The organism is Allocatelliglobosispora scoriae (assembly GCF_014204945.1).
Lineage (GTDB): Bacteria > Actinomycetota > Actinomycetes > Mycobacteriales > Micromonosporaceae > Allocatelliglobosispora > Allocatelliglobosispora scoriae.
The window spans coordinates 2,977,761-2,993,405 of sequence record NZ_JACHMN010000002.1 but is presented as its reverse complement, the minus strand read 5'-3'; the positions used below and the strand labels follow the sequence as shown (position 1 = coordinate 2,993,405).

Genomic DNA, 15,645 nt, shown 5'->3' with positions numbered 1-15,645 from the left:
TCGCGACATGCTCGGACACACCCCAGCCCCATCCGCCTCCGCCGACAGCGGCGTGGCCGGCTCCTCATCGCGGGCCGTCAAGGCCGTGATCCCGGCCGCCGGCCTCGCCACTCGCTTCCTCCCCGCCACCAAAGCCGTGCCCAAGGAACTCCTCCCGGTCGTCGACCGGCCGGTCCTGCAGTACATCGTGGAGGAAGCCGCCGCCGCCGGGATCAACGACGTGCTGCTCGTCACCGGCCGCGGCAAGACCAGCATGGTCGACCACTTCGACCGCATGCCCTATCTGGAGTCCAGGCTCGAGGCGAAGGGAGCCTGGGACCTGCTCGCGGCGATCCGGCACACCTCCGAACTCGCCGAGATCTACACCTGCCGCCAGGGCGAGCCGCTCGGCCTCGGCCACGCCGTCTCCTACGCCGAGTCGCACGTCGGGGGCGAAGCCTTCGCGGTGCTGCTCGGTGACGAGTTCTGCGAGGAGACCCGGCCGCTGCTGCCGTCCATGCTGGAGCTGCAGGCGCGGACCGGCGGCATCGTGCTCGCCTTCATCGAGGTCCCCGACGACGAGGTCAACCGGTACGGCATCGCGTCGGTCACCGACGCCGCGCTGGAGCTGACGGGCGTCTCCTCGGCCGGCCCCGTCGTCAAGGTGACCGGCCTGGTCGAGAAGCCCGAGATCGGCACGGCACCCAGCAACTACGCAGTCGTCGGCCGATACATCCTCCCCTCGACGATCTTCGACGCGATCCGGCGTACCAAGCCGGGCAGCGGCGGGGAGATCCAGCTCACCGACGCCATGTCGATCCTGCTGGAGGAGGGCACTCCCGTGCACGGCATCGTCTACCGGGGCCACCGCTACGACACCGGGATGCCGCTCGGCTATCTCCAGGCCGTCGTGCAGCTCGCCTGCGAGCGCCCCGACCTGGGCAAGCCGTTCCAGGAGTGGCTGGAGGCCTTTGTGGACTCGCAGCGGGACTCCCGGACCAGCGGGGCGTCCTCGCTGGCGGTGGACGGATAACCGGGGGCCGACGGGATGATCGAGACATGACGGCGACGGCGGAGTTCGAGGCGGCGGCAGGGGAGCTGACGCCCCTCGCCGATTACCTGGGCAGCGTGCTGCGCAGGCTACGCGCGTTGCCGGCACTCGATCTCGATCTCACACAGGCGCACGGCAACGTGCTCGCCGAGAACGTCCTCGCCGCGCATCCCTACCCGGCCTTCGACCAGGCCGGGATCGACGGATACGCGGCACGCGCCGAGGACCTCGTCTCGCCCGGGCACGGTCGTCCCGTGCGCCTGCACGTCGTCGGCGACCTCTCCGCGTCGAGCTGGCGCCCGGCCCGCCTGACGCCCAACACCTGCTTCTCCGTCGCCGCCGGCGCTCCGCTGCCGGTCGGCGCCGACGTGATCGTCCCGGTGGACTGCACCGACCAGGGCATGGCCGCGGTCGAGATCCACCAGGTCCCCAAACGGGGGTACGGCATCCGCCACTGCGGCGAGGAGCTGGCCGTCGGCGCCGTCCTCGCCCGCAGTGGCGGAATCGTGACCCCCGCCGTCGTGGCGGTGCTCGCCGCGAGCGGGATCGGACACGTGGTGGTGCGCCCCACTCCGCGCGTCGTCATCATCGCCACCGGTGACGAGCTCGTCGAGGCGGGCCGGGTCAGCCAGCCGGGCCAGATCGTCGACGTCAACTCCCACGCGCTCACCGCCGCCGCCGCCGAGGCGGGCGCGCACGCCTATCGGGTCGGCATCGCCGATGACGACCCCGAGGTGCTGCGCTCACTCCTCGACGACCAGGTGCCGCGCTCGGACCTCATCATCACCACCGGCGGCTCCGGCACCGGCCCCGGTGACATGGTCCGCCGGGTGCTCTCCCGCCGGGACGGGAGCCGGGTCGGCTCGGTCACCTTCACCGACGTGGCGCTCTACCCCAGCTCGATCCTCGGCTTCGGCACGATCGGCAGCACCGATGAGGTGCCGATCGTCTGCCTGCCCGGCGATCCGGGTGCCGCGCTGATCGGCTTCGAGGTGCTCGCCCGGCCGATCATCCAACTTCTCGCCGGTGCCGAGCCCGTCTTCCGGCCCTCCGTGCGGGGCCATCTGCTGGAGACCGTCATGTCGCCGGGCGGACTGCGCGAGTTCCGGCCCGCCCTCGTCGCCGAACGCCGCGGGGGTGGATATACCGTGCAACCGCTGGCGGGGGGTCCGCGTACTCTGGCCGGGCTGGCCGAGGCGAACGGTCTGCTGGTGCTCGGCGAGCGGGTGACGACCGCCGCCGCCGGCTCCACCGTGGACGTCCTGCTGCTGGATAGGCGACGATGACGAAGGCGATCGGTTACCCGATTGTGCTGGCCGACGGGCCGGTCCTGCTGCGACCCTATCGGCGCGGCGATGCGGTCGAGTGGTCGGCGGTGCGGCGCTTCAACGAGCGGTGGCTCGCGCCCTGGGAGGCGACCCCGCACGGACTCTGGGACCAGGTCAACTCGGTCTCCTCCTTCCACCTGGTCCGGCGTGGACTGCGGCGCGCGGCGAAGGAGGGCGAGGCGATGCCCTTCGCGATCTGCCTGCAGTTCCCCGACGGCACGGAGCGCCTCGTCGGCCACATCAACCTCGGCAACATCGTGAGGCGGGCGTTCGGGTCCGCCTACTGCGGTTACTGGATCGACTCCCGGGCCGCCGGGCAGGGCATCATGCCGACCGCCGTCGCGCTCCTCGTCGATCACGCCTTCGGTGCCGGCGGCCTGCACCGCGTCGAGATCAACATCCGTCCGGAGAACAAGGCGAGCCGGCGCGTGGTGGAGAAGCTGGGCCTGCGCGAAGAGGGCTACCACCACAATTACATGTTCATCGACGGCGCCTGGCGGGATCATGTCGGTTACGCCGTGACGATCGAGGACGTGATCGGCGAGGGCGGCCTGCTCAAACGGTGGCATCGATTGCGCGGCGTTTGATCTCGCGGCGTGGCGCCACTCGCTGGGCGGCGTGTCGCGGTTGGCTGTGCGCACGGCGCGGCGTCCGAACCCGGGCGGCATGTCCCATTACGCTCAGGTAACGATCTATCCGATCGACGGAGATGGGGAATACCTGCGCACATGCCGCAGGGACGCTCTATGGCAGTGACGGGAGGGGTGAGGGTGCCGACGTCGGTGCTCCTCGCCGTGCTTACTGCTGCCGGTCTGCTCGCCCTCGCTCCGGCCCTCGTCCGCCGGTACGACGCCACCGAGCGGCTGGTCGCGGAGCGGGCGACGTCCACCGCGCGGGTGCTGTCCCGGCACCGGCGCAAGCGCACCGTGCCCGGACGCCTCCCCGTCAACCCGCCCAGGGCCTACCCCACCATCACCGCCGCTCCCGCCACCGGCCGGCCGACACTCACCGTGGTGCCCCGGTCCGGGGTGCCCTACACGATGCGTGCGGCCACGGGCGGACGCAGCCCGCACAAACCCGCCGTCTACCGCCGCAGGCGCGTCCTGACGGCTCTCGCCGCCCTCAACGTCGTCGAGCTGATCGGGGTCGTGCTCGTCGGGCCCGGCTTCTGGATCAGCCTCGCGGTGACGGCGGTGCTGCTCGCGGCGTATATGGGGCATCTGCGTACGCAGGCGATCCAGCTCCACCGCCGCAGGCGCGACGAGGCCTCGGAGGCTCGCTGGCTGGAGCACCAGCAGGCGCTTGTCCGCCAGGCGCAGCGCCGACGGGCCGAGACGCGGCGCGAGGCGGCTCGGCAGCTCCAGGAGGAGCTGGCCCGGCAGCGGGCCCTCGTCGCGGAGCTGCAGGCGCAGGCCGAGGCGCAGGCGTCGATCCCGATGCAGAAGGCGGTCGGGGAGGGGCCCGTTATCTCCTACCGTGGGCGTTCCTACTCCGCACGGCCGAAGCGCTGACACGCCCGGGGCGCTTTGCGAAGCCCCCCGGTGTGCGTGCTAATCTAGGCGCCGATCCCGCAAGGGATCACCACCGGGGGACGTGGCGCAGCCCGGTAGCGCACCTCGTTCGCATCGAGGGGGTCAGGGGTTCGAATCCCCTCGTCTCCACAGCTCAACGGCCATCTCCGCTCCGTCGGAGGTGGCCGTTTCTGCATGCGTCTCACGATCTTGCGCCGCCATGATCACCCCATTTTCCCTGAAGAAGGCCTGATCATGGACCTTGATCACACCTTCTTCCCGAAAGAAGGTGTGATCTTGCGTGGGTGCGTGGGTGCGTGGGTGCGTGGGTGCGTGGGTGCGTGGGTGCGTGGGTGCGGCTCGCCGCGCGCCCTGCGCCCTGCGCCCCGCGCGGGGGTGATTACGTCGCTTTCCCGGAAGTAGACGTGATCTTGGAGCGTGATCACGTCTACTTCCCCGAAGTAGACGTGATCTCCGCCAGCCGCCAGCCGCCAGCCCTCCGCCAGCGGACAAGCCCTCGCCGTGGGCGAGCAAGCCTCCCGCAAATCCGCACCACGCAGACCAGCCCAACCTCACCCCGGCTCCTCGTCGTCGAGCTCTTTACCCACCTCATACCGTGGGCAGGACAGCGGCTCTCGCCCCCCGCCACGGAGCGAGGCCGGCCCACGAAAAAGGGCCACCGCACGAAGCGATGGCCCCTTCCCGAAAAGCACCTAGATCCAGCGGGACCCGAGCCACATCCGTCGGGCCCAGTCCGCGTACGGGATCGGCTGCCCCGTGTAGATCGGATGGAAGTACGCGAAGTTCAGCGCCACCAGCAGCACGAACGTGCCCGCGACGATCGCACCGACCATCCGCCGGTTGTCGTCCGGCGGCGACCCCGGCGGCGGCGTCATGATGCACCCGAGCACATACACCACAGCCATGATCATGAAAGGTTCCATCGGCAGGGCGTAGAAGTAGAACATCGTCCGCTGGTCGGCCATGTACCAGAACCACGGCAGCCAGGCGATCGCGATCATCAGCAGGATCGTCAGCGCCCGCCAGTCCCGACGGGCGATGCCGAACCAGGCGGTCGCCGCCATCGCCGGGAGGAACGACCACCAGAGCAGCGGCGTGCCGAGCAGGATGACCTCGCTGGCGCACTGTGCCGAGCCGCAGGGGCCGTCGCCGTTGTAGTAGAACGCCACCGGCCGCCCCAGGATCGGCCACTGCCACGGCCACGACTGGTAGGTGTGCGTGCTGGTCAGCGTCGAGTGGAAGTCGTACGCCATGGCGTGGTAGTGCCACAGGTTGGCCAGGGCGCCCCAGAACGCGGGCTCGTTGCCGGTCGTGTCGAGCAGCCAGTGCCGGTTGTATCCGCCGTCGGTGAGGAACCAGCCCGACCAGGTCAGGAGGTAGACGCCGAGCAGCAGCACGAGGCAGGCGATCAGCCAGCCGGTCTCGTCGAGGAAGGTGTCGAGCACCGGGCGGCGTACGCCGGCCGAGCGGCGGGCGCCCCACTCCCACCAGTAGACGAGCACCACCATGATGAGCAGGAAGGCGAGTGCGCTCCACTTCACGCCGATCGCGCAGCCGATCATGACGGCGGCGGCGAGGCGCCACCACGGCACGGCGAACGACGGGCGGCTGCCCCGGCCCTTCAGCTTGGGGTCGCCACCGGCCTCCAGGAAGCGCATCCAGCGCTTGCGCCGCTGGTCGCGGTCGAGGACCAGGCAGCCGAAGGCGGCGAGCACGAAGGTCATCAGGAACATGTCGAGCAGCGCCGACCGGGAGAGCACGAAGTGCATGCCGTCGAAGGTCATCAGCAGGCCGGCGATGCAGCCGAGGATCGTCGAGCCGAACAGCCGCCGGGTGATCCGGATCGCCATGACGATCGAGGCGACGCCGAAGACCGCGGCCATGACCCGCCAGCCGGTCTCGTTGTAACCGAACGCCCAGTCCTGCTCACCGAGGCCGATCAGCCACTTGCCCAGGGGCGGGTGCACGACATAGCCGGCGGTGTTGTTGTTCTCGTCCCACTCGAAGCCTTTTTCCCACAGCCAGTGGCCGTCGGTGGCGTAGTAGGTCTCGTCGAAGATCTTGCCCTTGGGGGTCCCGATATTGACGAACCGCAGGATCGCCGCGATCGCCGCGATCAGGCCGGTCGCGAACCACGACCACGGATCGAGCCGGTCGTCGAAGGGCAGCAGTCGACGACGGATAACCGCCGGGATCGACGGGCTTGGCTCCGCTGGGGGAGCGGATGCCGTCTCGGGGGCCTCGGGCGCCATGGTCATGCGCCAAATCGTAGGGCGTGAAGCTCCGGAATACCTCCCCGCGCCCACGAGATATTCGCGCCAGGCGTGCCACACAATGTGGGGATGCTGATCCTCTGCGGGGCGCCGCTGGGCAATGTCGGTGACGCCTCGACCCGGCTTCGAGAGTCTCTCGCCGCCGCGGACATCGTGGCCGCCGAGGACACCCGACGCCTACACCGGCTGGCCAAGGACCTTTCGATCGTGGTGAACGGGCGGATCGTCTCCTACTTCGAAGGCAACGAGGAGCGGCGTACCCCCGAGTTGGTGGCGGCCATGGAAGGCGGCGCGCGCGTCGCGCTGATCACCGACGGCGGCATGCCCAGCGTCTCGGATCCTGGATATCGGCTGGTCTCGGCCGCGCTCGCGGCCGGGCTGCCGGTGAGCTGCGTGCCCGGGCCGAGCGCCGTGACCACCGCCCTCGCGCTGAGCGGGCTGCCGTGCGACCGGTTCTGCTTCGAGGGGTTCCTGCCGCGCACCGGCGGCGCGCGCCGCACCCGCCTCGCCGAGCTCGCCGCCGAGCAGCGCACGCTCGTCTTCTTCGAGTCGCCGCACCGCGCCCAGGCCACCCTGGCGGACCTCGCGGCGGCGTTCGGCCCCGGCCGCGCCGCCGCGCTCTGCCGCGAATTGACCAAGACCTACGAGGAGGTACGCCGAGCCGGCCTCGCCGAACTCGCGGCCCTCGACGGCTGGAAGGGTGAGATCACGATCGTCGTCGCGGGTGCCAACCCCGCCGACGCGCCCCGCCCGACGGATGAGCAGCTCAGGTCGGAGGTCGCCGATCGGGTGGCGACGGGGGAGTCCCGCCGGGACGCGATCACCGCGGTCGCGACGATCCACCACATCCCCCGCAAGGACCTCTACTCCCTGATCCACTGACCAGCGGTCACGTTTTGCAGCAAAGCGTGGCATCGCTTCGCGATATGGCCACGCTTTGCTGCAAAACGTGACCCCCGCGGCCGGGTCAGAACGTGGCGGCGAGGAAACCGACCATGAGCAGGAGCGGGGCGCCGAGGCTGATGCCGACCGCGAACCGGCGGGACCGGCGGTCCGGGATCCGGATCGACCCCGTCGCGAGCGCGATCCCCAGCCCGCAGAGCATCGTCAGCGCGAACCCGACCAGCCACCGCAGGTGCAGCCCGTGGAGCGCGGCACCCACGTAGGCCTGGTCACTCGTCACCCCGACCATCCGGGCGCTGATCGAGCTGCCCGCGCCGGAGGTGCCGACTCCGAGCAGCGTCACCCGCTCCACCAGGGTGCCGTCGATGGCGGTGAAATCGCCCACGCAGCGCTGACCCACGCCGGTCCCGACGCACTGGGTGACGGTCGCCGTACCCACATCGCCGTGGCCGAGCGCGAGCCACAGCGGCTCGGCGGTGACCCACGCGAAGAAGGCCGCGAGCAGCGAGAGAACGACCACGGCCGCGAGGCTGAGGCCCGGCCTGCGGCGCGACAGCGGCGCGGTGACCTTCGTCGGCTCCGAGGTGGTCGCGGCGTGGCGGAAGCGGCCGCGATGCCCGGCCATCATCTCCCGGGTGGGCCAGGACTCCTCGGCGGCGAGCGCGGGAGCCGGAACGGGAGCGGGGACGTAGTAGGGCACCGCCGCCGGTGAGCCGCCGGAGGAGACCGTCGTCTCGGGCGGCAGGTCGACGGGGATGAAGTCGGAGGCGTCGGAGGCCCACGGGTTGGGCGTCGTGGAGTCCATGGGCTGACCGGTCACTAAGCCATCTTCCGCCTAAAAGGGCGTGAACAGGCAAATAGCGGCGCGTGTCGCGAAAGTTGGGATCGGTGATAACCAGTTCGCTAGGCCACCAGGTGGTTCATTAGGCTTACTGCTATGAGTCACGTTCTCGCCGCGGTCGCCTGGCCTTACGCCAACGGTCCGCGCCACATCGGCCATGTTTCCGGATTCGGGGTGCCCTCCGACGTCTTCAGCCGCTACATGCGGATGGCCGGCCACGACGTGCTCATGGTCTCCGGGACCGACGAGCACGGCACGCCGATCCTCGTCGAGGCGGAGAAGGAGGGCGTCACCCCGCGCGAGCTCGCCGACCGTTACAACCGGGTCATCGTCGAGGACCTCACCGCGCTGGGTCTGAGCTATGACCTCTTCACCCGGACCACCACCCGCAACCACTACGCGGTGGCGCAGGAGCTGTTCCGCACGGTTCACGCCAACGGCTACATGATCGAGCAGACGACGCACGGCGCGATCTCGCCGTCGACGGGGCGCACGCTTCCCGACCGCTACATCGAGGGCACCTGCCCGATCTGTGGCGCTCCCGGCGCGCGCGGCGACCAGTGCGACAACTGCGGCAACCAGCTCGACCCGCAGGACCTGATCAACCCGAAGTCGCGGATCAACGGCGAGACGCCGAAGTTCATCGAGACCGAGCACTTCTTCCTCGACCTGCCGGCCGTCGCCGACGCTCTCGGGGAGTGGCTGCGCGGTCGCGAGGGCTGGCGTCCCAACGTGCTGAAGTTCTCGCTCAACCTCCTCGACGACCTGCGTCCGCGGGCGATGACGCGCGACATCGACTGGGGCATCCCGGTCCCGCTGCCGGGCTGGGAGGAGAACAACGCCAAGCGCCTCTACGTCTGGTTCGACGCGGTCATCGGCTACTTCTCGGCCTCGGTCGAGTGGGCCCGCCGCTTCGGTGACGACGCCGACGCGTGGCGGAGGTGGTGGTCGGTGGCGCAGAGTCCGACCTCGTTCTACTTCATGGGCAAGGACAACATCACCTTCCACTCGCAGATCTGGCCCGCCGAGCTGCTCGCCTACAACGGCGAGGGCACCAAGGGCGGCGAGCCGGGCACCTACGGCAAGCTGTCGCTGCCGACCGAGGTCGTCTCCAGCGAGTATCTGACGATGGAGGGGCGCAAGTTCTCCTCGTCCCGCCGGGTCGTGATCTACGTCCGCGACTTCCTCGCCCGCTACGACGCCGACGCGCTGCGCTACTTCATCGCCGTCGCCGGGCCGGAGACGACGGACACCGACTTCACCTGGTCGGAGTTCCTCCGGCGCAACAACGACGAGCTCGTCGCGGGCTGGGGCAACCTCGTCAACCGGTCGGTGGCGATGGCGGCGAAGAACTTCGGCGCCATCCCGGCGTTTGGCGAGGTCACCGCAGAAGACGCCGCATTGCTCGCCACGGCGCAGGCGGCCTTCAAGACCGTCGGCGATCTGATCGAGGGGCACAAGCAGAAGGCAGCGATCGGCGAGGCGATGAAGGTCGTCTCCGACGCCAACAAGTACCTCTCCGACCAGGCACCCTGGAAGATCAAGGACGACCCCGAGCGCCTCGGCACGATCCTCGCCACGGTGCTGCAGGTCGTCAGCGACTGCAACACGCTGCTCAGCCCCTTCCTGCCGCACTCGGCACAGAAGGTCTACGAGCTGCTCGGCGGTGCGGGCACGCATACGCCGCTGCCGCAGATCGTCGAGGTCGACGACCTCGACGGGGGTCCGGGCTATCCGATCATCACCGGCGACTACACCGGTGGTGCGAAGTGGGAGAGCGTGCCGCTGCCGATCGGGCACCCGCTCCAGCCGCCGACGCCGATCTTCAAGAAGCTCGACCCCTCCATCGTGGAGGAGGAGCTCGCCCGCCTCGCGGGAGAGTAGTCGTCAGGGGCCGGCCCACGGGTCGGCCCCTGTCACACCCTGTACTCCACGTCCACGTCGCGCATCTCGGTCAGCTCCAGGCGGGACGCCCAGATCTCGTAGACGCCGCGCTCGTAGCACTGCGCGCCGGTCGCGGAGATCGCCTCCGGAGTCGGGTCGACCAGTCGCAACCGGCACCACTCCGCCTCGGCCTGCAGCACCGTCACCACCTCGCCCCGCCAGCGTCCGTAGGACGTGCGCCGCCGCAGCCGCTCCACGGCGTAACGCGCGGCCCGGGTCATCGCCAGCACCCGGAACGTCTCCGGCGGATCCGCGATCGCCTCATATTCCTCGCCCTGGAACCAGCCCATCAGCCGCGTCGACGAGCGCCGGTCCGGCGGCATCGCGAGGTACTCCTGCTCGGGGCGCACGTCGCGCAGCGTGATCAGGATGTGCCGCCACTGCGGTCCCGCCAGCCGGAGCCAGGCCCGCTGCTCGGCCTGGTAGGTGTAGAGCGGCACCTCGGTGCCGTCGGCGGTGAAGGCGAGCAGCGTCGCGTTCGCCGTCATCGGCAGGTCGGCGGTGTCGGCGGTGAGGAACTCCGGGATGAGCTGGCTGCCGCTCGGCGCGAACCCCGTGCCGAGCACCGGCGGGCCCACCCGGTCGTGGGGCGCCAACCGCGTCAGGCCGCTGTCCGGTCCCGGCACGACGTAGTCCAGCGGGTCCACCGCGCGCCAGCGCAGCGCGAACACGATCTGCGCGTCACCCTCCCCGGTCAGCACGGACCAATCCTGGGGGGTACGCAGATGTGCCACGTCGTATTCGCGGTAGCAGAAGCCGTGCGGCGGTGATCCCTTGAGCACTTCGGCGACGGCTCGGGCGTTGAGGGGCTTCACCATCCGGGTGCCGCGCCGGATGGTGGCGCTCGCCCGGACCTCGGCGATCAGCCCCGGCAGCCCGCCCCGCGGCGGCACCTGGCTGAGCCGGTGCACGGAGTCCCAGGTGACCACGCGGGACAGCGGCACGCGCAGCGGCGTGTCGAGGTCGGGCGCCGGGGGCACGTCGCCCAGGTCGCTGCGGTGCACGAAGTGCCGGACACCGTCGTCGGTGACGATCTCAAAGGCCGCGCCGCCCGCGATCGACTCCGCCGGATAGGTCTTGCCGCCGAAGGTGACCATCTCGGTGGCTCCCCGGTAATCGATGATCGTCACAGCTTATGACGATAACCGCCACACGTGCATCACCGGTGAACCGTGCGTGAAATCATGCTCATGTGACCACCGACCGAGCGATGCGGGACACGGACCGGATGGAGCGGCCGGCGCCGCCCGCACCGGAGCCGCTGCCGCGGCCAGTCCTCGACAGCCACGTCCACCTCGACATCGTCGGCTCCGACGGGGCCGGGGCCAGCCCCGAGGCTCAGGTCGAGGCGGCCCGTGCCGTTGGCGTCGACCGTCTCGTCCAGGTCGGCATCGACGTCGAGTCGTCCCGGTGGGGCATCACCGTCGCCGAGAAGAACCCGGCCGTGGTGGCGACCGTCGCGCTGCACCCCAACGACGGACCCCGGCTCGCCGACCTCGACGCCGCGCTCGCCGAGATCTCGGCGATGGCGGAGCACGAGCGGTGCCGGGGCATCGGCGAGACCGGCCTCGACTTCTTCCGTACCACCGGCCCGGCGGAGCTCGCCGCCCAGGAGCGCAGCTTCCGCGCCCACATCGCGATCGCGAAGCGTGTCGGTAAGCCGTTGGTGATCCACGACCGCGACGCCCACGCGGATGTCCTGCGGGTCCTCGACGACGAGGGCGCCCCGGAGACCGTCGTGCTCCACTGCTTCTCCGGCGACGCCGATTTCGCCGCCGAGTGCGTGCGCCGGGGCTATGTCCTGTCCTTCGCCGGCACGGTCACCTTCAAGAACGCCGTCGGCCTGCGCGAAGCGGCGAGGCTGACGCCGCTGACTCAACTCCTGGTCGAGACCGACGCCCCCTTCCTGACCCCGACACCACACCGGGGCGCGCCCAACGCCAGCTACCTGATCCCGCTGACGATGCGCGCCCTGGCGGAGGTCAAGGAGGTCCCCCTGGCGGACCTCTGCGACGCCATCTCCGCCACCGGCGACCGCGTCTTCGGTCCCTGGCCGTAGCCTTGGCGGCTGTGACTGGTGATGAGGGCGTACGGCTGCTGGGGCCCGCTGAGATCCGCGGGCTCGCCGAATCGCTCGGGGTGCACCCGACCAAGAAGCTCGGGCAGAACTTCGTGCACGACCCCAACACCGTCCGGCGGATCGCCGCCGCCGCCGGTCTGGACGACACCGATGTCGTGATGGAGGTCGGGCCGGGGCTGGGCTCGCTGACGCTGGGGCTGCTGCCCCGTGCCGCGCACCTGCACGCCGTCGAGCTGGACCCGGTGCTCGCCGCGCGGCTGCCCGCGACCGTCGCCGAATACGCCCCCGGCCTCACCGACCGCCTCACCGTGCACCACCGCGACGCGCTGCAGATCACCGCCGCGGAGATGGACCCGGCCCCGACCGCGCTCGTCGCGAACCTGCCCTACAACGTCGCGGTCCCGGTCGTGCTCCAGGCGCTCGCCAACCTGCCCAGCCTGCGTAAGGGCCTCGTGATGGTGCAGTTGGAGGTCGCCGAGCGGCTGACCGCGGCACCCGGATCCAAGATCTACGGCATCCCCTCGGTGAAGCTCGCCTGGTACGCCTCGTCCCGGCAGGCCGGGAAGGTCCCCGCCGCGGTCTTCTGGCCGGTGCCCAACGTCGAGTCCGGACTCGTCGCCTTCACCCTGCGTCCGCAGCCCGAGACGGCGGTCCCTCGAACGGAGGTCTTCGCCGTCGTCGACGCGGCCTTCGCCCAGCGCCGCAAGACCCTGCGGGCGGCCCTGGCCGGGTGGGCGGGCGGCCCGGCACAGGCGGAGATCGCGCTCCGGGCGGCCGGCGTCGACCCGCAGGCCCGCGGCGAGCAGCTCACGGTGACGGAGTTCGCGGCCATCGCGGCGCACAGGTATCGTGAGCCCCGGTGAGCCGCGCAGTCGCCACCGAGGAGGCTCTGTGACCGAGGCATGGTGGCCCGAGGACGACGACAAGGATCGTCCGCTGCCGTCCAGCGTCAAGGTACGCGTTCCCGCGAAGATCAATCTGCACCTCGGTGTCGGGCCACTGCGCCGCGACGGCTACCACGAGCTGCACACCGTCTATCACGCGATCTCGCTCTATGACGAGGTGACCGCACGCCGCGGCGACACGCTCACCCTCACGATGGAGGGGGTCGGCGCAGGCAGCCTGGCGCTCGACGACAGCAACCTGATCATCAAGGCGGCCCGAGCGCTCGCCGAGTCGGCGAAGGTCCCGGCCCACGCCCGGCTGCACCTGCGCAAGTCGATCCCGCTCGCGGGCGGGCTCGCCGGTGGCTCCGCCGACGCGGCCGCGACGCTGATCGCCTGCGACGCGCTCTGGGGCACCGGCTACAGCCGGGAGGACCTGGCGCGGATCGCCGCCACCCTCGGCTCCGACGTGCCCTTCCTGATCCACGGCGGCACCGCGCTCGGCACCGGCCGCGGCGAGGCCGTCTCGCCGGTGCTGGCCCGCGCCTACACATGGCACTGGGTGGTCGCGATCGCCGACGGCGGGCTCTCCACCCCCGAGGTCTACCGCGAGCTCGACCGGCTCCGCCTCGGTGCCGATGCGCCCAGTGCCGCAGGTTCGCCGGACGCCCTCTTCACCGCGCTGCGCCAGCGCGACCCGGCGGTGCTCGCACCCACGCTCGGCAACGACCTCCAGCCGGCCGCGTTGTCGCTGCGTCCGGCCCTCGCCGAGACCCTCGACGCGGGCACCAAGGCGGGCGCGCTCGCTGCTCTCGTCTCGGGCTCGGGACCCACCTGTGTCTTCCTCGCCCGTGACCCTGGTCACGCCGCCGAGGTCGCCGCAGCGGTCGAGGCCGCCCAGGTCTGCCGAACGGTGCAGGTAGCGCACGGACCCGTCGTCGGCGCCCGGGTAATCTAAAGCTCCAATGGCCAACATCATCAATCTTGACAAGGTCAGCAAGGGCTACGGCACCGCCGGCCAACTGCTGACCGACGTGTCCCTGGGTCTCGACGACTTCGATCGCATCGGCGTCGTCGGGCTCAACGGCTCGGGCAAGACGACCTTGCTCAAGCTCCTCTCCAAGCAGATCGAACCCGACAGCGGGCGGGTGGCGCACCGCCGCGACCTGCGCGTCGCGTCGTTGCCGCAGCGCCTGGACCTGGCTCCCGACATCACCGTGCGCGACATCGTGCTGGGCACCGCCTGGCTCGACGAGGGCTTCACCGCCGAGCACGAGTGGGCCGGTGACTCCGGTGTCCGGACGATCCTCAACGGCCTCGGCATGCCCGGCATCGGCCTCGACGACGTGATCGGTCCCAAGAGCGGTGGCGAGCGGCGCCGGATCGCGCTCGCGGCGCTCCTGGTCCGCCACTGCGACCTGCTCATCCTCGACGAGCCCACCAACCACCTCGACGTCGCCGGCATCGCCTGGCTCGCCGAGTGGCTCAGCACCAAGATGACGAGCGCGCTCATCGTCGTCACCCACGACCGGTGGTTCCTCGACGCGGTCTGCACCCGGACCTGGGAGGTCGCCGACGAGACCGTGCGGGCCTACGAGGGCGGCTTCGCGGCCTGGACCCTGGCCCGGATGGAGCGGCAGCGCCGTGAGTCGGTCACCGAGGAGCGGCGGCAGAACCTGCTCCGCAAGGAGATCGCCTGGCTGCGCCGGGGCCCGCCCGCCCGGACCTCCAAGCCGAAGTTCCGCATCGACGCGGCCAACGCGCTCATCGCCGACGTGCCGCCCGTCCGCGACACCGTGACGCTGGCCCGGATGTCGACCGCTCGCCTCGGCAAGCAGGTCTTCGACATCAAGGATGTCAGCGTCGACGCCGGTCCGAAGCCGATCCTGCGGGACCTGACCTTCCACATCGGACCCGGCGACCGGATGGCGCTGCTCGGCCCCAACGGCGCGGGCAAGACGACCTTTCTGCGGCTGCTCACCGGCGAGCTCAAGCCCAGCACGGGTGAGGTCGTGACGGGACAGACCGTCAAGATCGCGTACCTGTCTCAGGAGTTGGCGGAGCTGCCGGCCGGCATGCGCCTGCTGGAGGCCGTGGAGGACGTGGCCCGGCGGGTCGTGATCGGTGACCGGGAGATGACCGCGACCCAGCTCGCGGAGGTCTTCGGCTTCACCGACCGCCGCATCTGGACCTATGTCTCGGACCTCTCCGGTGGCGAGCGGCGGCGGCTGCAGTTGCTGCGGCTGCTCGCGGGCGAGCCCAACGTGCTGATCCTCGACGAGCCGACCAACGACCTCGACACCGACACCCTGGCGTCGCTGGAGGACCTGCTCGACGGCTGGCCCGGCACCCTGATCGTCGCCTCCCACGACCGCTACCTGGTCGAACGCGTCACCGACAAGGTCTACGCCATGTTCGGCGACCTGGGCATGACCCACCTCCCCGGCGGCATCGACGAATATCTGACCCGCATCGACACCGACAAGGCCGAGATCGTTCGCGCCGTCGCCGGTGGGCCGCCGATCGAGCGCGGACCGGGCCTCTCCGCGGCCGACGCCCGCGCGGGCAAGAAGGAGCTCGTCAAGCTCGAACGCGCGCTCGCCAAGGTCGATGAGCGTGAGGCGAAGCTGCACGAGCAGATGGCGACGCACGCCACCGACTACGCCAAGGTCGCCCAGCTCGACGCCGATCTTCGGGTGCTGCGCGCCGAACGGGCGACGATCGAGGATGAATGGCTCGTTCTCGCCGAGAAGCTGTCGGAGGCGTGACACCGATTCGACGGTAGGAGTGAGGGGGCCTCACAATCGGCGCAGCTTCTCGATCACTCCTC

13 protein-coding genes and 1 tRNA gene are annotated in these 15,645 nt (G+C 70.5%); 11 read left to right on the top strand and 3 right to left on the bottom strand.

What is annotated here, in order from left to right:
* The first annotated feature begins 7 nt into the window (after window positions 1-7).
* The 5 genes from F4553_RS19020 (at window position 8) to F4553_RS19000 (ending at window position 4,019) form a co-directional block, all read left to right on the top strand.
* Window positions 8-1,012, top strand: a complete 1,005-nt coding sequence (locus F4553_RS19020; protein ID WP_184837878.1) for a UTP--glucose-1-phosphate uridylyltransferase — start codon at window positions 8-10, stop codon at window positions 1,010-1,012.
* A 26-nt stretch (window positions 1,013-1,038) separates the two neighbouring features.
* Window positions 1,039-2,316, top strand: a complete 1,278-nt coding sequence (locus tag F4553_RS19015) for a molybdopterin molybdotransferase MoeA (RefSeq protein WP_184837876.1) — start codon at window positions 1,039-1,041, stop codon at window positions 2,314-2,316.
* Window positions 2,313-2,945 carry a GNAT family N-acetyltransferase gene (locus F4553_RS19010; protein WP_184837875.1) on the top strand — a complete coding sequence of 211 codons (633 nt, stop codon included), beginning with the start codon at window positions 2,313-2,315 and terminating at the stop codon, window positions 2,943-2,945. The genes F4553_RS19015 and F4553_RS19010 overlap by 4 nt, the downstream gene beginning before the upstream one ends.
* A 177-nt stretch (window positions 2,946-3,122) precedes the next feature.
* Window positions 3,123-3,869 carry a divisome protein SepX/GlpR gene (sepX, locus tag F4553_RS19005; RefSeq protein WP_312875388.1) on the top strand — a complete coding sequence of 249 codons (747 nt, stop codon included), beginning with the start codon at window positions 3,123-3,125 and terminating at the stop codon, window positions 3,867-3,869.
* A 76-nt stretch (window positions 3,870-3,945) separates the two neighbouring features.
* A tRNA-Ala gene (locus F4553_RS19000) sits at window positions 3,946-4,019 on the top strand.
* 563 nt (window positions 4,020-4,582) lie between these two features.
* Here the strand turns inward: F4553_RS19000 and F4553_RS18995 are convergent.
* The gene (locus F4553_RS18995; protein ID WP_184837871.1) at window positions 4,583-6,148 is read right to left on the bottom strand and encodes a dolichyl-phosphate-mannose--protein mannosyltransferase; all 1,566 of its coding nucleotides are present in this window, start codon (window positions 6,146-6,148) and stop codon (window positions 4,583-4,585) included.
* 84 nt (window positions 6,149-6,232) lie between these two features.
* Here F4553_RS18995 and rsmI point away from each other — a divergent pair, with 84 nt between their 5' ends.
* Window positions 6,233-7,045, top strand: coding sequence for a 16S rRNA (cytidine(1402)-2'-O)-methyltransferase (rsmI, locus tag F4553_RS18990; protein WP_184837869.1), 813 nt, complete (start codon window positions 6,233-6,235; stop codon window positions 7,043-7,045).
* 85 nt (window positions 7,046-7,130) lie between these two features.
* Here rsmI and F4553_RS18985 read toward each other — a convergent pair whose 3' ends face one another.
* Window positions 7,131-7,886 (bottom strand): hypothetical protein, encoded by a 756-nt coding sequence (locus tag F4553_RS18985; RefSeq protein WP_184837867.1) that lies wholly within the window; start codon window positions 7,884-7,886, stop codon window positions 7,131-7,133.
* A 117-nt stretch (window positions 7,887-8,003) separates the two neighbouring features.
* Here F4553_RS18985 and metG point away from each other — a divergent pair, with 117 nt between their 5' ends.
* Entirely contained in the window at window positions 8,004-9,791 is a 1,788-nt protein-coding gene (metG, locus tag F4553_RS18980; RefSeq protein ID WP_184837865.1) for a methionine--tRNA ligase, read from the top strand.
* A gap of 32 nt (window positions 9,792-9,823) precedes the next feature.
* Here the strand turns inward: metG and F4553_RS18975 are convergent, their stop codons facing one another.
* Complete coding sequence (locus F4553_RS18975; RefSeq protein WP_312875258.1) at window positions 9,824-10,981, bottom strand: hypothetical protein; 1,158 nt, start codon at window positions 10,979-10,981, stop codon at window positions 9,824-9,826.
* 80 nt (window positions 10,982-11,061) lie between these two features.
* Here F4553_RS18975 and F4553_RS18970 point away from each other — a divergent pair, with 80 nt between their 5' ends.
* Genes F4553_RS18970 through F4553_RS18955 form a run of 4 tightly spaced genes read left to right on the top strand, consistent with a single transcriptional unit; the run spans window position 11,062 to window position 15,583 of the window.
* Window positions 11,062-11,910 (top strand): TatD family hydrolase, encoded by an 849-nt coding sequence (locus F4553_RS18970; RefSeq protein ID WP_184840895.1) that lies wholly within the window; start codon window positions 11,062-11,064, stop codon window positions 11,908-11,910.
* Between the two features lie 11 nt (window positions 11,911-11,921).
* Window positions 11,922-12,794 (top strand): 16S rRNA (adenine(1518)-N(6)/adenine(1519)-N(6))-dimethyltransferase RsmA, encoded by an 873-nt coding sequence (gene rsmA, locus F4553_RS18965; protein WP_312875257.1) that lies wholly within the window; start codon window positions 11,922-11,924, stop codon window positions 12,792-12,794.
* 28 nt (window positions 12,795-12,822) lie between these two features.
* The gene (locus F4553_RS18960) at window positions 12,823-13,773 is read left to right on the top strand and encodes a 4-(cytidine 5'-diphospho)-2-C-methyl-D-erythritol kinase (protein WP_184837863.1); all 951 of its coding nucleotides are present in this window, start codon (window positions 12,823-12,825) and stop codon (window positions 13,771-13,773) included.
* Between the two features lie 7 nt (window positions 13,774-13,780).
* Entirely contained in the window at window positions 13,781-15,583 is a 1,803-nt protein-coding gene (locus tag F4553_RS18955; RefSeq protein WP_184837861.1) for an ABC-F family ATP-binding cassette domain-containing protein, read from the top strand.
* Window positions 15,584-15,645 lie beyond the last annotated feature (62 nt).